Consider the following 15,916-nt stretch of genomic DNA (forward strand, 5'->3'; position numbering starts at 1 on the left):
TAAAGACGGCGCAGAGGCACGGCACAGAGACACGGCACGGAGACATCGAGGAGGGGCTGGCTGTGGCGGTACGCGCGGTCCGCGGGGCGACGCAGGTGGACGCCGACGACCGGGACCAGATCCTGGAGGCGACGGCGGAGCTCGTCGCCGCGGTGATGGCCCGCAACGAGCTGCACACCGACGACGTCATCAGCGTGATCTTCACGGTGACGCCGGACCTGACCGCGGAGTTCCCGGCGCTCGCCGCCCGCAAGCTCGGCTTCCACGAGGTGCCGCTGCTGTGCGCGACGGAGATCGGCGTGCCGGGCGCGCTGCCGCGGGTGATCCGGCTGATGGCGCACATCGAGACCGACCGGCCGCGGTCGGACGTCCAGCACGTCTACCTGCGGGGAGCGACCGCGCTCCGGCTCGACATCGCCCAGTGACGATCGTGCAAGTAGGGTGACCGGCGTGGACGAGGACGCGGCGCCGCGGCGCATCATCGTGGTCGGCACGGGCCTGATCGGCACGTCGATCGCCCTGGCCATGCGCGAGCGCGGCGCCGAGGTGCTGCTGACCGACCGGGACGCGGCGGCGCTGCGCCTCGCGGTCGAACTCGGCGCGGGCGACGCGCTGCCCGGCGGCGCGCTCTCCGACGGCGTGCACGCCGAGCCCGCCGACCTCGCGGTCCTCGCGGTGCCGCCCGCGGCCGTCGCGGTGACGCTGCTGGACGCGCAGAAGCGCGGCCTCGCCACCGCCTACACCGACGTCGCCAGCGTGAAGGCGCTGCCGCTCCAGCAGGCCGCCGACCTCGGCTGCGACCTGACCGCGTTCGTCGCGGGGCATCCGCTCGCGGGCAGCGAGCGGTCCGGGCCGAGCGCGGCCCGCGCCGACCTGTTCCTCGGCCGCCCGTGGGCGCTGTGCGCGACGCCGGACGCGGCGCCGGAGACGGTCGCGGCCGTCCGGGGCCTCGCGCGGGCGTGCGGCGCGATGCCCGTCGAGGTGGACGCGGCCGAGCACGACCGGGCCGTCGCGCTCGTCTCGCACGCCCCGCACGTGGTGTCCGCCGCCGTCGCGGCGCGGCTGACCGGCGCGGACGACGTGGCGCTCGGCCTGTCCGGGCAGGGCGTCCGGGACGTCACCCGCATCGCGGCGAGCGACCCCCGGCTGTGGATCGGGATCCTGTCGGCGAACTCCGCGCCCGTCGCCGAGGTGCTGGAGGCCGTCGCCACCGACCTCGCGGTCGCCGCGTCGCTGCTGCGCGACGGCAGCGACGACGCCGCCCAGCACGTCGCCGACCTGCTGCTGCGCGGCAACGCCGGCCGGTCCAGGATCCCCGGCAAGCACGGCGGCGACCAGCCCGCGTACGCGACCGTCCAGGTCGTCATCCCGGACCGTCCCGGCGAGCTCGCGATGATCTTCCAGGCGGCGGGGATCGCGGGCGTCAACATCGAGGACGTGACGATCGAGCACTCGCCGGGCCGCCCGCTCGGCGTGCTGGAGCTCGCGGTCGTGCCGGAGGCCGCCGAGCGGCTGGCGGCGGAGCTGCGCGCCCGCGGCTGGTCCGTCCCCGGCTAGGGCGCTCCGCGTCCGGTTGCGGCGGTCCGCGGGGTGCCGGGGGACCGGTAGCCTGGGCTGACGCCCGCCCAACGAGAGAGGGACCGATCGTGCTCGTCATCGCCATGGACGGACCCTCCGGGTCGGGCAAGTCCAGCGCCTCCAAGGGCGTCGCACGCGCGCTCGGGCTCCGCTACCTGGACACGGGCGCCATGTACCGCGCCATGACGTGGTGGATGCTCGGCCACGGCGTCCCGGTCGAGGACGCGGCGGCCGTCGCGGCGCGGGCCGCGGATCCGGTGATCGTGTCGGGCACCGACCCCGACGCGCCGACGATCACGGTGGACGGGGCGGACGTGTCCGGTCCCATCCGCACCCGCGAGGTCACGAACGCGGTCAGCGCGGTCAGCTCCGTCCCGGCGGTCCGGGCCCGGCTGGTCGAGTTGCAGCGCGAGATCATCGGCGCCGGCGGGATCGTGGTGGAGGGCCGCGACATCGGCACGGTCGTCATTCCGGACGCCCAGGTCAAGGTGTACCTGACGGCGAGCGAGGAGGCGCGGGCCGTGCGCCGCGCGAAGGACCTCGCGGCCGACCCGGGCGCGTCGGTGACCGTGACGCGGGCCGAGCAGGCCCGCCGCGACCGGCTCGACTCGACCCGGACGGCGTCCCCGCTGACGCGGGCGGGCGGCGCGCACGAGATCGACTCGACGGAGCTGAGCCTCGCCGAGGTCATCGAGGCGGTCGTCCGCCTCGCCAAAGAGCATGAGTGAGCGGGCGGCCTGACGGTCCCCGCGAGGAAACGACAGTGAGCGATTACGAGATCGAGACGGTGCTCGAGACGGTGGACGCCGACCCCGGCGTCGCCGCCGACGAGGGGCCCGCGCCGGTGGTGGCGGTGGTCGGGCGTCCGAACGTCGGCAAGTCCACCCTGGTGAACCGGATCCTCGGGCGCCGCGAGGCGGTCGTCGAGGACGTCCCCGGCGTGACCCGCGACCGGGTCGCCTACGACGCGGCGTGGAGCGGCCGGCGGTTCACCGTGGTCGACACCGGCGGCTGGCTGCCGGACTCCTCCGGCCTGGCCGCGGCGATCGCCGAGCAGGCGCGGCTGGCGGTCGACCTCGCCGACGTGGTGATGTTCGTGGTCGACGCGACGGTCGGCGCGACGGACGTCGACGAGGCCGTGGTGGAGATCCTGCGCCGGTCCGGCAAGCCGGTGGTGCTGACCGCGAACAAGGTCGACAACGTGGCCACCGAGGCCGACGCGGCGGCGCTGTGGTCGCTCGGGATCGGCGAGCCGCACCCGGTCAGCGCCCTGCACGGGCGCGGCAGCGGCGACCTGCTCGACGCGGTGCTGGAGGCGCTGCCCGCCGAGGCCCCGCCGGAGACGTTCGGGGAGGTCGGCGGCCCCCGCCGGATCGCGCTGCTCGGACGTCCGAACGTCGGCAAGTCGAGCCTGCTGAACAAGGTGGCGGGGGAGAACCGCGCCGTCGTGGACGCGGTGGCCGGCACGACCCGCGACCCGGTCGACGAGCTGATCGAGCTCGGCGGGAAGACCTGGCGGTTCATCGACACGGCGGGCATCAGGCGGCGGCACCGGGAGAACCAGGGCGCCGACTTCTACGCGACGCTGCGCACCCAGTCGGCGCTGGAGCGCGCCGAGGTCGCGGTGGTGCTGGTCGACGCGTCCCAGCCGCTCGCCGAGCAGGACCTCCGGATCATCTCGATGGTGATCGACTCGGGCCGGTCCCTCGTCATCGCCTACAACAAGTGGGACCTGCTGGACGAGGAACGCCGCCACTACCTCGACCGCGAGATCGACCGGCAGCTGCACAGCGCGCGCTGGGCGCCGCGGGTGAACGTCTCGGCGAAGACCGGGCGGCACATGGAGAAGCTGGTGCCCGCGATCGAGACGGCGCTGGACGGGTGGGGCACCCGCGTCCCGACGTCCAAGCTCAACCAGTTCTTCGCCGACCTGGTCAGCTCGCACCCGCATCCGATCCGGGGCGGCAAGCAGCCGCGCGTGCTGTTCGCGACGCAGGCGGGCGTGCGCCCGCCGCGGTTCGTGCTGTTCACCACCGGGTTCCTGGAGGAGGGGTACCGGCGGTTCATCGAACGGCGGCTGCGCGAGGAGTTCGGCTTCCCCGGCACCCCGCTCGACGTGACGATGAAGATCCGCGAGAAGCGCGGCAAGGCGAAGAAGTAGCGGAGAAGCGGCGCCGCCGAGCGCGCGGAGCGGCCGGACCGACCGGCACACGGCCCGCCGGGGATCTTTCCCGGGCGGGCCGCGGCATGTCAGGATGCTTCCTACGGGACGCGAGTAAGTCTTCCATTACTCGTCGATCCGGGGACAGGTGCGCGTGCGGTCGAGGGGTGCGACGTGAAGCTCTTGCTGCTCATCTGCGGTGCCGCGGTCTGCGTGGTGCTCAGCTTCGTCTGGCGGCAGCCGTGGATCGGCGGCGTCGGCCTGCTCATCGCCTTCGTCGCGATGTTCACCGACCGCGACGACGTCCGGCTGGACGACGAGCGGCGCAGCCACGAGACGACCAAGTCCGTCCGCGACATGCGCCGCCACCGCTAGACCGCCGATACCGCTAGGTCTCGTAGCCTCGCTTAGGTCTCGTAGCCTCGCTCTCCGGCGACGTGGCGGTCGTCCGGCGCCCCGGTCGTGCTGGCGGGGGGCCGCTGGTTCTCCCGGGCGTACCGCCCGTACACGAGCGGCTGCGTCGTGCCCGACCCGGACTTCCCGTCCTCGGCTTCGGCGGACGCGGCGTCCGCCTCGCGGGCGCCGACGACGGCGAACCGTCCGAGCGCCAGCGCCGCGAAGAACACGACGACGACGCCGAGGCCGGTGAACCCGGCGAGCTGTTCGGCGAGCCGCCGTCCCTGTTCGGTGCCGAGCGGGGCGCCGACGCCGTCGACGTCCCACAGCTGGGCGACGGACGGCCCGACGGCGAACCAGGCGCCGCCGAGCGCGGCGAGCCAGCCGCCGAACATCGCGAACGCCCGGTTCGCGGCGCCGAGCACGATCAGCCCGCCGAGCACGACGGCCGCGGCGGGCGCGATGGCGAGCTGGAGCCGGTCGGTGTCGTAGACCCACGTGTCATCCGGGGCGAAGCCGAAGTCGAAGTAGGGGCCCACGAAAGGCAGCAGGCCGCCCCACAGGCCGAGCAGCACCAGTAGCGTCCCGGACAGGCCGCCCCGTGAGCGTGGTGCGCGCATGGTCCCAGTCATGATCATTCCTCCTGACCGGGCGTGTGATTCTGATTTGAATCCCCCTTTACCCCCACCGGACCACTCCACACGGGCCGGACGAGAGGAGCCACGTCATGGAATCCGGATTCGGCGCGAGGGCCGAGGTCACCGTCGTCTACGCGCGGGAGGAGCCCCCGGACCGCTGGGACGCCGCCGTCTTCCTCGCCGGGCCGACGCCCCGTTCGGCGGACGTGCCGTCATGGCGTCCGGACGCGGTCGCCGCCCTGCGCGAACGCTGGCGTGGCCCTGGGCGGCTGGCTGTGTTCGTGCCCGAGCACCGGCACGGCGTCCACGACGACTACACGGGACAGGTCGACTGGGAGGAGCGCTGCCTGCACCTGTCCGACGAGGTGGTGTTCTATGTCCCGCGCGACCTGGACACGTTGCCCGCGTTCACCACGAACGTGGAGTGGGGGATGTGGCACGACAGCGGGCGCGCCGTCTTCGGCGCCCCGCCGGACGCGCCGAAGAACCGCTACCTGCTGCACTACGCGGCCAAGTCGGGCGTGCCGACGGCGTCCGACATCGGCGGGACGGTCGCGGCGGCCCTCGACCGGATCGGCGCCGGGGCGGCGCGGGCGGGCGGCGAGCGGGAGGTCCCGCTGCTGCTGTGGCGGGACGCGTCGTTCCAGAGCTGGTACGCGGGCCAGCGGAGCGCCGGGAACGCGCTGGTCGGCGCGCGGGTGGTGTTCCGGTTCGGCATGCTCTGGGGGCTGCACGTGCGGATGCACGTCGCCTCCGAGGACCGGGTCAAGGACAACGAGGTCGTCATCGGACGGGCGGACGTCTCCGCCGTCGTCCTGCACCGCCCCGGCCGGACGCTCGACGAGACGGAGGTCGTCCTCGTCAGGGAGTTCCGCAGCCCGTGCGTGAACGGGTTCGTCCACGAGCTGCCGGGCGGGTCCGGGGCGGGCACGCCGTCCGAGGTCGCGCTCGCCGAGGTCGCGGAGGAGACCGGCCTGCTGCTGGACGCGGCGCGCCTGCGCGAGCACGGGCCGCGGCAGGTGAACGCGACGCTGTCCGCGCACCGCGCGCACCTGTTCTCGGCCGAGGTCACCGGCGCGGAACTGGCGGCGCTGCGGTCGACCGGCCCGCAGGGGGTCGCGGCGGACGGCGAGCGCACCTACGTCGAGGTGTCGGCGTTCGGCCGGATCAGGCGGGAGCGGCTCGTCGACCACGCCGCCCTCGGCATGATCGCCGAGGTGCTGCTGGACGGCGACGTCGTCGGCGCGGACGGCACTGTCGCGACTGCGAGAGACATCGATCCCGTCGGCTAGCAGTTTCTCCACCTGTACCGGTCTTCTCCTGGTATCTGCGGGTCGTTACGCTGGGCGGCGTGACGACGTTCAAGATCAGTGAGGCGGCGGCGCTGCTCGGGGTCAGCGCGGACACCGTCCGCCGCTGGGTGGACGGCGGGCGCCTCCCCGCGTCCCGCGACGAGCTCGGGCACCGCCGGGTGCCGGGTGCCGAGCTGGCCGCGTTCGTCCGCGACCAGGCGCGCGGGAACGGCCCGTCCGACCAGGGCGCGCGGTTCTCCTCGGCGCGCAACCGGATGCGGGGGATCGTGACGGACGTCGTCCGCGACGGCGTGATGGCCCAGGTGGAGATCCAGGCGGGCCCGTTCCGCGTCGTGTCGCTGATGAGCCGGGAGGCGGCGGACGATCTCGGCCTGCGCGTCGGGGTGGTCGCGGAGGCCGTCGTGAAGTCCACGAACGTCGTCGTCGAGCTGCCGGACTGAAGTTGCCGGACTGAAGGCTGCCGGACCGAGGGAGGAACCGTGCTCAGGTCGATCACGGCGGCGGCGTCCGCCGCCCTGCTGCTCACGGCCGTCGCGGGCTGCGGCGACGTCGACGACGGCGGCGAGGCGTCCGGGAAGACCGCCGCGACGGGGAAGGGCGGCACGCTGACGGTGTTCGCCGCCGCCTCGCTCACCGAGACGTTCGGCGCGCTCGGCAAGGCGTTCGAGGCCGCGCATCCCGGCGTGAAGGTCAGGTTCAGCTTCGGCGGGAGCTCGACGCTCGCGCAGCAGATCACGCAGGGCGCGCCCGCGGACGTGTTCGCCGCCGCGAGCCCCGCCACGATGAAGACGGTGACGGACGCGGGCGACGCCGCCGGGACGCCCCAGGTGTTCACGAAGAACCGCCTGGTCATCGCCGTCCCGAAGAACGACCCGGGCAAGGTGCGCGAGCTCGGTGATCTGTCGCGGCCGGGGCTCAAGGTCGTCCTGTGCGCGGTGCAGGTGCCGTGCGGGGCCGCCGCCGAGAAGGCGCTCGGCGCGGCCGGGGTCAAGGTCAAGCCCGCGTCGCGGGAGCAGGACGTGAAGGCCGTCCTGACCAAGGTGTCCCTGGACGAGGCCGACGCCGGGCTCGTCTACCGCACCGACGCCAAGGCGGCGAGCGGCAAGGTCGAGGGCATCGAGTTCCCCGAGTCCGCGCAGGCGATCAACGACTATCCGATCGTGGAGGTCGCGAAGGCGCCGCGGTCCGCGCTGGCGAAGGAGTTCATCGGGCTCGTGCTCGGCCCGCGGGGGCGGGACGCGCTGACCCGGGCGGGCTTCGAGGCGCCGTGAGGCGGGCGCCCGAGTCCCCGCGGCCGCCGCTGATCCTGGTGGCGCCCGCACTGGCCGGGCTCGCGTTCCTGGTGCTGCCGCTCGCGGGGCTGCTCGCCCGCGCGCCGTGGACGACGCTCGGCACTCGCCTCGCGCAGGACCAGGTGCTCGACGCGCTGCGCCTGTCCCTGCTCACCGCGACCCTCGCGACCTGCCTGTGCGTGCTGTTCGGCGTCCCGCTGGCGTGGATGCTCGCGCGGGCGCCGGTCCCGGGCGTGCGGCTCGTCCGGGCGCTGGTGACGGTGCCGCTGGTGCTGCCACCGGTGGTCGGCGGCGTGGCGCTGCTGCTCGTGCTCGGCCGCCGCGGCCTCGTCGGCGAACACCTGGACGCCTGGTTCGGGATCACGCTCCCGTTCACCACCGCCGGGGTCGTCCTCGCCGAGACGTTCGTGGCCATGCCGTTCCTCGTGATCAGCGTCGAGGGCGCGCTGCGCGCCGCCGACCTGCGCTACGAGGAGGCCGCCGCCACCCTAGGCGCGAGCCGCTGGACGATCTTCCGCCGGGTCACGCTGCCGCTCGTCGCGCCCGGCGTCGCGGCCGGGGCGGTGCTGTGCTGGGCGCGGGCGCTCGGAGAGTTCGGCGCGACGATCACGTTCGCGGGCAACTTCCCCGGCCGCACGCAGACGATGCCGCTCGCCGTCTACCTCGCGCTGGAGACCGACCCGCAGGCCGCGATCGTGCTGAGCCTCGTCCTGCTGGCGGTGTCGGTCGCCGTCCTCGCCGCCCTCCGCGACCGGTGGGTGAGCACGGGCACATGAGAGCGTCCGCATGAGAACGGGACTGGACGCGCGGCTCGTCGTGCGGCGCGCCGCGTTCGACCTCGACCTCGCGCTCGCCGCCGCGCCCGGCGAGGTGGTCGCGCTGCTCGGCCCGAACGGGGCGGGCAAGAGCACCGCGCTGCGGGCGCTGGCCGGGCTCGTCCCGATGACGGGCGGGCACGTCCGGGTGGACGGCGACGACCTGCGCCCGCTGCCGCCCGACCGGCGCGGCATCGGCATGGTGTTCCAGGACTACCTGCTGTTCCCGCACCTCAGCGCGCTGGAGAACGTCGCGTTCGGGCCGCGCTGCCAGGGCGCCGGACGCCGCGCCGCCCGCCGGATCGCCGCCGAGTGGCTCGACCGGGTGGGGCTCGCGGAGTTCGCGTCCGTCCGGCCGCGGGCGCTGTCGGGCGGGCAGGCGCAGCGGGTCGCCCTCGCGCGGGCGCTCGCCGTCGAGCCGGGGCTGCTGCTCCTGGACGAGCCGCTCGCCGCCCTCGACGCGCACACCCGGCTGGAGATCCGCGCCGCGCTGCGCCGCCATCTCGCCGGGTTCTCCGGCGCCGCCGTGCTCGTCACGCACGACCCCTTGGACGCGATGGTGCTCGCCGACCGCATCGTCGTCGTGGAGGGCGGACGGCTCGTCCAGCAGGGGACGCCCGCCGAGGTGGCGCGCCGTCCCCGCACCGGCTACGTCGCGCGCCTGGTCGGCCTGAACCTCTACCGGGGACGCGCGGACGCGGGCCGGGTCGCGGTCGCGGACGGCGCCGCCACCCTCGACACCGCCGACCCGCTCGACGGCGACGTGTTCCTCGCCTTCGCGCCCGCCGCCGTCGCGCTGTACCGGACGCGCCCGGACGGCAGCCCCCGGAACCTGTGGCGCGCCCGCGTCGCCGCGGTCGAACGCCAGGGGGACCGCGTCCGGGTGCAACTGTCCGGGCCGCCTTTCGACGCCGTCGCGGAAGTCACTCCCGCCGCCGTCGCGGAACTCCAATTGTCGGAGGGCAGCGAGATTTGGGCGGCGGTCAAGGCCACCGAGACCCACGTTTACCCAGCTTGAGCACGCCTTGGCGGACGGGTGACCCGGCCGCCCGGACGATCTTCCGGCATGCGTGATATCGGTCACAAAAGCGGGCACGATGCCCCAAAAGCGGACGGGATTGGTCCAGACCAAATGGCAAAAACAGCGGGTCTTGTTCATCATGCAAACATCCTGCGAACAGCTGAAGGAGTTGCCCGTGTCCAACCAGGTCCCCGGCCTCGACCAGGCCCCTACAGGCCACACCGAACTTACTGAGTGGGTGCGCGGGATCGCCGAGCTGACGAAGCCCGACCGCGTCGAGTGGTGCGACGGCTCTGACGAGGAATGGGAGCGCCTGACCGGCGTCCTCGTCGAGCAGGGCACCCTCACGCGGCTCGACCCCGCCAAGCGTCCGAACAGCTTCCACGCGGCGTCCGACCCGACCGACGTGGCCCGTGTCGAGGACCGCACGTTCATCTGCTCGGAGAAGGAAGAGGACGCCGGCCCCACCAACAACTGGGTCGCGCCCGGCGAGATGCGCGCGACGCTGGACGGGCTCTTCGACGGCTGCATGAAGGGCCGCACCATGTACGTGGTGCCGTTCTGCATGGGTCCGCTGGGCGGCAACATCTCCCAGCTCGGCGTCGAGATCACCGACTCCGCCTACGTCGCGGTGTCGATGCGGATCATGACGCGGATGGGCACGGGCGCGCTGCGCCTCATCGAGGAGCGCGGGACGTTCGTCAAGGCCGTCCACTCCGTCGGCGCCCCGCTTGAGCCGGGCCAGGCGGACGTGAAGTGGCCGTGCAACTCCACCAAGTACATCACCCACTTCCCCGAGACCCGGGAGATCTGGTCCTACGGGTCCGGGTACGGCGGCAACGCGCTGCTCGGCAAGAAGTGCTACGCGCTGCGGATCGCGTCCACCATGGCCCGCGACGAGGGCTGGATGGCCGAGCACATGCTCATCCTGAAGCTGACGCCGCCGGAGGGCGCGACCCGCTACGTCGCCGCCGCGTTCCCGTCCGCCTGCGGCAAGACGAACCTCGCCATGCTGGAGCCGACCATCCCCGGCTGGAAGGTCGAGACGATCGGCGACGACATCGCCTGGATGCGGTTCGGCGACGACGGCCGCCTCTACGCGATCAACCCCGAGGCCGGGTTCTTCGGCGTCGCGCCCGGCACCGGCGAGAGCACCAACGCCAACGCCGTGAAGACGCTCTGGGGCAACAGCATCTTCACGAACGTCGCGCTCACCGACGACGGAGACGTCTGGTGGGAGGGCCTCACCGACGAGCCGCCCGCGCATCTCACCGACTGGCGGGGCGACGACTGGACGCCCGGTTCCGACACCCCGGCCGCGCACCCGAACGCCCGCTTCACCACCCCCGCCGGGCAGTGCCCGATCATCGCGGACGAGTGGGAGGACCCGAAGGGCGTCCCGATCTCGGCGATCCTGTTCGGCGGACGGCGCGCGTCGGCCGTCCCGCTCGTCACCGAGTCCTTCGACTGGCAGCAGGGCGTGTTCCTCGGTGCGAACGTCGCGTCCGAGAAGACCGCCGCCGCCGAGGGCACCGTCGGCGAACTGCGCCGCGACCCGTTCGCCATGCTGCCGTTCTGCGGCTACAACATGGGCGACTACTTCGGCCACTGGCTCGACATCGGCAAGGCCACCGACCCCGAGAAACTCCCGCGGATCTACTACGTCAACTGGTTCCGCAAGAACGCCGACGGCAAGTTCATCTGGCCCGGGTTCGGGGAGAACAGCCGCGTCCTGAAGTGGATCGTCGACCGCCTGAACGGCCGCGCCGACGCCGTCAAGACCCCGATCGGCCACCTCCCGACCAGGGACGCCCTCGACACCGACGGCCTCACCCTGGACGACGCCGACCTCGAAACCCTGCTCTCGGTCGACACCGAAGTCTGGAAGCAGGAGGCAGCCCTCGTCCCCGAGCACTTCGAGAAGTTCGGCACCCACATGCCCAAGGCCCTGTGGGACGAGTACCACGACCTGGTACGCCGCCTGGAGCACTGAGTTCTCCCAGGGGGGCGACCCCCTGGAACCCCCGTTGCGCACGGCGGGCCGTTTCCCGATTCGCGTTCGCTTCTCGGGAAACGGCCCGCCGTGCGGCGGTTCGTGCGGCCTCCGGCGCTGGGGCGCCTCCGGCCGCACGAACCGTGGGGTCCGGCTGAGGTTCGAGCGTGGGTGAAGGCCGCGCCGGAACCGAGGCTCGGACTTTGCCGAGTTCTCGACTGGGCTTGGCGGTGTTTGTGGGGGAAAGCGGCTGAAATGGGGAGGGATCTCGGTTTCGGGGAGGCCGCATGTTCGAGTTGATGGCGAGGCACTGGTGGGTGCTCGCGGTACGTGGTGCGTTCGCGATCCTGTTCGGGATCGTCGCGTGGGTGTGGCCGGGTATCACCGTGGTCGTGCTGGTCGCCCTGTTCGGCGCGTATGCGCTGCTGGACGGGGTGATCGCGGTGGCGCAGGCGGTCCGGGGGACGACCGGGGCGCCGCGCGGCGTGCTGCTGGTCGCGGGGGCCGCCGGGATCGCGCTCGGCATCGCCGCGCTCGTCTGGCCGGGCATCACGGCGTTCGTGCTGCTGATGCTGATCGCCGCGTGGGCGGTCGCCACCGGCGTGCTGGAGATCGTCGCGGCGATCGCGCTGCGCAAGGAGCTCCAGGGCGAATGGGCGTACGCGCTGACCGGGGCGATCTCGGTGCTGTTCGGGATCCTGCTGTTCGTGTGGCCGGTGTCCGGGGCGCTCGCGGTCGTCTGGCTGATCGGGCTCTTCGCGATCCTGTTCGGCGCGGCCATGGTCGGCGCCGCGTTCCGGCTGCGGCGGCTCGCCGGAACGGCCGAGCGGCGCGGCGGGGCGGGCTCGGCCGTCCAGTACTGAAAGCCCAGTACGGGCCGCGGTTCGCATAAGGTGCGTGGCATGACGCGGCTTGAGCACCGGGTGCACGAACTGACCGTCGGCCAGCTCGCCGAGCGCAGCGGCGTGGCCGTCTCGGCGCTGCACTTCTACGAGTCCAAGGGGCTGATCACGAGCCGCCGCACGGCGGGCAACCAGCGGCGGTTCAGCCGCGACACGCTGCGCCGCGTGTCGTTCATCAAGGTGGCGCAGCGGGTCGGGATCCCGCTCAGCGAGATCCGCGACGCGCTCGGCACCCTGCCCTGCGAGCGGACGCCCACCGTCGAGGACTGGGCGCGCCTCTCCGAGCACTGGCGCGGCGACCTCGACGCCCGCATCCGCCAGCTCGAACGGCTCCGCGACGACCTCACCGACTGCATCGGCTGCGGCTGCCTGTCGATCAGCAAGTGCGCGCTCGCCAACCCCTACGACCAGCTCGGCGACGAGGGCCCGGGGCCGCGCCGCCTGCTCGCCGGACGGGGCGCGGACGGCGCCCCGTCCCGCCCGGCGGGGGCGGCGGCGTCCGCGCCCGGCTGCGGCGCCTGCGCGAGCTGACCGCCCCCGGCCAACGTCCCCGGCAATGAGCCTCAGCCGCGGCGGCGCGGGTCGCGGCCGTGCGGGTCGATGCGGCGCGGCAGCGGCTCCCGCCCGGCGGGCTGCGCCGGCGCCGGACGCGCCGGGATCTGGTCGATCGGCAGCTCGACGGGCTCGTCCGCGAGCGTGAACTCCTCGCCGTGGTGCGACAGCTTGATCGACGGGCCGTCCAGCAGCTCGTAGAGGGCCGACTCGGCGGTGACGTTGACCCGGACGCGGCTGCCCCGGTACGTCATCCGGAACGCCAGCCTGCTGATGCCGCCCGGCAGCCGCGGCGCGAACCGCAGCTCGCCGCGACCCGCCCGCATCCCGCCGAACCCGGCGACGAGCCCGCTCCACGCGCCCGCCATCGACGCGATGTGCAGCCCGTCGCGGGTGTTGCGGTTCAGGTCGTGCAGGTCCATCAGGGCGGTCTCGCCGAGGTAGTCGTGCGCCAGCTCCAGCTGCCCGACCTCCGCCGCCACGACCGCCTGCGTCTGCGCCGACAGCGACGAGTCGCGGACGGTCAGCCCCTCGTAGTAGGCGAAGTCGCGGGCCTTCTGCTCGTCGGTGAACGAGTCCCCGCACAGGTGCAGCGCCAGGACGAGGTCGGCCTGCTTCACCACCTGCTTCCGATATAGGTCGAAGTACGGGAAGTTCAGCAGCAGCGGGTAGTGGTCGGGCTTGGTGGCGGCGAAGTCCCACCGGTCGTGGTTGGTGAACCCCTCGCTCTGCGGATGGACGCCCAGCCGGTCGTCGTAGGGGATCAGCATCGCGGCCGCCGCGTCCCGCCACGACGCGGCCTCCTCGGCGTCCACGCCGAGGCGGTCGGCCACGTCCGGATGGCGCATCGCCATCTCCGCGGCCTCCTGGAGGTTCCGGCGCGCCATCAGGTTCGTGTAGACGTTGTTGTCGACGACCGCGCTGTACTCGTCCGGGCCGGTGACGCCGTCGATGCGGAACACGCCGCCGACGTCGTGGTGGCCGAGGCTCCGCCACAGCCGCGCCGTCTGCACCAGGATGTCGAGCCCGATCTCGCGCTCGAACTGCTGGTCCTCGGTGGCGTCCACGTACCGGACGACCGCGTCGGAGATGTCGGCGTTGATGTGGAACGCCGCCGTGCCCGCCGGCCAGTACCCCGAGCATTCGTGGCCGCGGATCGTCCGCCACGGGAACGTCGCGCCCTCAAGGCCGAGCTGTGTGGCGCGCTCCACCGCGAGCGGCAGCGTCATGTGCCGCCAGGCCAGCGCGTCCGCCGCCGCGCCCGGCGACGTGTAGGTCAGCACCGGCATGACGAAGGTCTCGGTGTCCCAGAAGGTGTGGCCGTCGTAGCCGGGGCCCGTCAGCCCCTTGGCCGGGATCATCCGCCGCTCGGCGCGCGCGCCCGCCTGGAGGACGTGGAACAGCCCGAACCGGACGGCCTGCTGGATCTCCGCGTCGCCCTCGACCTCGACGTCCGCGCCCTCCCAGAAGTCGTCCAGGTACTCGCGCTGCTCGGCGAGCAGACCGTCCCAGCCGGTCTGCCGCGCGCCCGCGAGCGCCCCGACCACCTGGTCGTGCAGCGCCGGACGGGACCTGCGGCTCGACCACCCGTAGGAGAGGTACTTCACGATCCGGAGCTTCTGCCCCGGCTCCAGCCGCGTCGCGACCGTCAGCCGTCCCACGTCGGCGGAGCTCTCGGTGTCGATCGCCATCGACTTCGGGCCCTCGATGTCGTGCGACATGCCCGCCGCCATCCGCAGGCCGCTGCGCCGCGTCCGGTGCAGGAGCAGGACCTTCGTGCCGTTGGCGACGTGCTCCTCGCTGACGAGGGGGCAGTCCAGGATGGCGGAGGCGCGCGGGTCCTTGCCGCCGCCGGGCAGCGCCTCGTTGGTCACGAGCTCGGACTGCGCCACGACCCGGACCGCTCCATCGACGGGCTCGACCTCGTAGCAGATCGCCGCGACGGCGCGCTGCGTCAGCGACACCATCCGGACGGACGTCACCTTGATGGTCTTGTCGGCGGGGGACGTCCACTCCACGTGCCGGGTGAGCGTCCCCGCCTGCATGTCCAGCACCCGCTCGTGGTGGTGGACGCGCCCGTACCGGACGTCGAACGGCTCGTCGTCCACCAGCAGCCGGATCACCTTGCCGTTGGTGACGTTGATGACCGTCTGCCCCGACTCGGGATAGCCGTAGGCCGTCTCCGCGTGCGGCAGCGGACGCTGCTCGTAGAAGGAGTTCAGGTAGGTGCCCGGCAGCCCGTGCGGCTCGCCCTCGTCGAGGTTGCCGCGCATCCCGACGTGCCCGTTCGACAGCGCGAACACCGACTCGGTCTGCGCCAGCCGGTCGAGCCGGAGCTCGGGCTCCCGCACGCACCACGGCTCCACCGTGAACACGGGCCTGTCGGCCGCGAGTTGCCCGTCCGCGTTGGTCACTTGTCCTCCAGGAGCTCGGACAGGTCGGAGACGACGATGTCGGCGCCGTGCTCGGCGAGCGCCTTGGCGTGCGCCTCGTCGACCCGGTTGACGCCGACTACGTAGGCGAAGCCGCCCGCGCGGCCGGCCTGGACGCCGGCCAGCGCGTCCTCGAACACGACGGCCCGCGCCGCCTGGACGCCCACCTCGCGGGCGCCCTCGATGAACATGTCGGGGGCCGGTTTGCCCGGCAGCCGCCGCTCGGCCGCGACGACGCCGTCGACCCGCGCGTCGAACAGGTCGGTGATGCCGACCGTCCGCAGCACCTGGACGGTGTTGGCGCTGGACGACACCACCGCCGTCCGCAGCCCCGCCGCGCGCGCCGCGCGCACGTAGTCGATGGAGCCGTCGAAGGTCTCGACGCCGCGCTCCTCGATGATCTTCAGGACGAGCGCGTTCTTGCGGTTGCCGAGCCCCCGGACGGTCTCCGCCTCGGGCGGGTCGTCCGGATCGCCCTCGGGCAGCTCGATGCCGCGCGAGTGCAGGAAGGAGCGTGTGCCGTCCTCGCGCTTCTTGCCGTCGACGTACCGGCCGTAGTCCTTCACCGTGTCGAACTCGGTGAAGGGCTCGCCGGTGCGCCGGGCGCGCTCACGCAGGTAGCCGTCGAACATCTCCTTCCAGGCGGCCGCGTGGACCGCGGCCGTGCGGGTCAGTACCCCGTCCAGATCGAAGAGGCACGCAGCCGCCTCGTCCGGCAGTCCCAGCATCCAAACCCCCTGGCCAATGTCACCATCGAAGAGACACGCAAACGCGTCCCGTCCGCTCGGCCGCACCGTGCACACCAGCGGTGTCGCCCGCTCGA

The 15,916-nt window shown here is 73.2% G+C and carries 16 protein-coding genes; 13 read left to right on the forward strand and 3 right to left on the reverse strand.

The window, feature by feature from the left end:
* The first annotated feature begins 62 nt into the window (after positions 1–62).
* The 5 genes from aroH to FXF65_RS29535 all read left to right on the forward strand — a co-directional run bounded on the left by aroH (position 63) and on the right by FXF65_RS29535 (position 4,114).
* On the forward strand, positions 63–425 hold the full coding sequence (gene aroH / locus FXF65_RS29515; RefSeq protein WP_148353308.1) for a chorismate mutase: 363 nt from the start codon (positions 63–65) through the stop codon (positions 423–425).
* 25 nt (positions 426–450) lie between these two features.
* A complete protein-coding gene (locus FXF65_RS29520; RefSeq protein WP_281288958.1) occupies positions 451–1,557 on the forward strand; it encodes a prephenate dehydrogenase in 1,107 nt (368 codons plus the stop codon).
* An 86-nt stretch (positions 1,558–1,643) separates the two neighbouring features.
* Positions 1,644–2,306 carry a (d)CMP kinase gene (cmk, locus tag FXF65_RS29525; RefSeq protein ID WP_246199218.1) on the forward strand — a complete coding sequence of 221 codons (663 nt, stop codon included), beginning with the start codon at positions 1,644–1,646 and terminating at the stop codon, positions 2,304–2,306.
* 35 nt (positions 2,307–2,341) lie between these two features.
* Positions 2,342–3,739: a ribosome biogenesis GTPase Der gene (gene der, locus FXF65_RS29530; protein ID WP_148353309.1), complete on the forward strand. Its 1,398-nt coding sequence runs from the start codon at positions 2,342–2,344 to the stop codon at positions 3,737–3,739.
* Between the two features lie 174 nt (positions 3,740–3,913).
* Complete coding sequence (locus tag FXF65_RS29535) at positions 3,914–4,114, forward strand: hypothetical protein (protein WP_148353310.1); 201 nt, start codon at positions 3,914–3,916, stop codon at positions 4,112–4,114.
* A 32-nt stretch (positions 4,115–4,146) separates the two neighbouring features.
* On the opposite strand, the gene FXF65_RS29540 is transcribed toward FXF65_RS29535, so the two are convergent.
* The gene (locus tag FXF65_RS29540; protein WP_148353311.1) at positions 4,147–4,767 is read right to left on the reverse strand and encodes a hypothetical protein; all 621 of its coding nucleotides are present in this window, start codon (positions 4,765–4,767) and stop codon (positions 4,147–4,149) included.
* Positions 4,768–4,862: 95 nt separating this feature from the next.
* Here FXF65_RS29540 and FXF65_RS29545 point away from each other — a divergent pair, with 95 nt between their 5' ends.
* The 8 genes from FXF65_RS29545 to soxR all read left to right on the forward strand — a co-directional run bounded on the left by FXF65_RS29545 (position 4,863) and on the right by soxR (position 12,640).
* Positions 4,863–6,065 (forward strand): nucleoside 2-deoxyribosyltransferase domain-containing protein, encoded by a 1,203-nt coding sequence (locus tag FXF65_RS29545; protein ID WP_148353312.1) that lies wholly within the window; start codon positions 4,863–4,865, stop codon positions 6,063–6,065.
* 59 nt (positions 6,066–6,124) lie between these two features.
* Positions 6,125–6,526, forward strand: a complete 402-nt coding sequence (locus FXF65_RS29550; RefSeq protein WP_148353313.1) for a TOBE domain-containing protein — start codon at positions 6,125–6,127, stop codon at positions 6,524–6,526.
* 39 nt (positions 6,527–6,565) lie between these two features.
* Positions 6,566–7,357: a molybdate ABC transporter substrate-binding protein gene (gene modA / locus FXF65_RS29555; protein WP_148353314.1), complete on the forward strand. Its 792-nt coding sequence runs from the start codon at positions 6,566–6,568 to the stop codon at positions 7,355–7,357.
* Positions 7,354–8,154, forward strand: coding sequence for a molybdate ABC transporter permease subunit (modB, locus tag FXF65_RS29560; protein WP_148353315.1), 801 nt, complete (start codon positions 7,354–7,356; stop codon positions 8,152–8,154). Before modA ends, modB begins: the two co-directional genes overlap by 4 nt.
* Before the next feature lie 10 nt (positions 8,155–8,164).
* Entirely contained in the window at positions 8,165–9,211 is a 1,047-nt protein-coding gene (locus FXF65_RS29565; RefSeq protein ID WP_148353316.1) for an ABC transporter ATP-binding protein, read from the forward strand.
* A gap of 178 nt (positions 9,212–9,389) precedes the next feature.
* Entirely contained in the window at positions 9,390–11,207 is a 1,818-nt protein-coding gene (locus FXF65_RS29570) for a phosphoenolpyruvate carboxykinase (GTP) (RefSeq protein ID WP_246199192.1), read from the forward strand.
* A 287-nt stretch (positions 11,208–11,494) separates the two neighbouring features.
* On the forward strand, positions 11,495–12,070 hold the full coding sequence (locus FXF65_RS29575) for an HdeD family acid-resistance protein (RefSeq protein ID WP_148353318.1): 576 nt from the start codon (positions 11,495–11,497) through the stop codon (positions 12,068–12,070).
* 39 nt (positions 12,071–12,109) lie between these two features.
* The gene (gene soxR, locus FXF65_RS29580) at positions 12,110–12,640 is read left to right on the forward strand and encodes a redox-sensitive transcriptional activator SoxR (protein ID WP_148353319.1); all 531 of its coding nucleotides are present in this window, start codon (positions 12,110–12,112) and stop codon (positions 12,638–12,640) included.
* A 32-nt stretch (positions 12,641–12,672) separates the two neighbouring features.
* On the opposite strand, the gene FXF65_RS29585 is transcribed toward soxR, so the two are convergent.
* Together FXF65_RS29585 and FXF65_RS29590 are read right to left on the reverse strand one after the other, a co-directional pair.
* Positions 12,673–15,075, reverse strand: coding sequence for a glycoside hydrolase family 65 protein (locus FXF65_RS29585; RefSeq protein WP_148353320.1), 2,403 nt, complete (start codon positions 15,073–15,075; stop codon positions 12,673–12,675).
* Positions 15,072–15,821: an HAD family hydrolase gene (locus FXF65_RS29590; RefSeq protein ID WP_148353321.1), complete on the reverse strand. Its 750-nt coding sequence runs from the start codon at positions 15,819–15,821 to the stop codon at positions 15,072–15,074. The genes FXF65_RS29585 and FXF65_RS29590 overlap by 4 nt, the downstream gene beginning before the upstream one ends.
* Positions 15,822–15,916 lie beyond the last annotated feature (95 nt).

The sequence above is a fragment of the Actinomadura syzygii genome, assembly GCF_008085905.1.
Lineage (GTDB): Bacteria > Actinomycetota > Actinomycetes > Streptosporangiales > Streptosporangiaceae > Spirillospora > Spirillospora syzygii.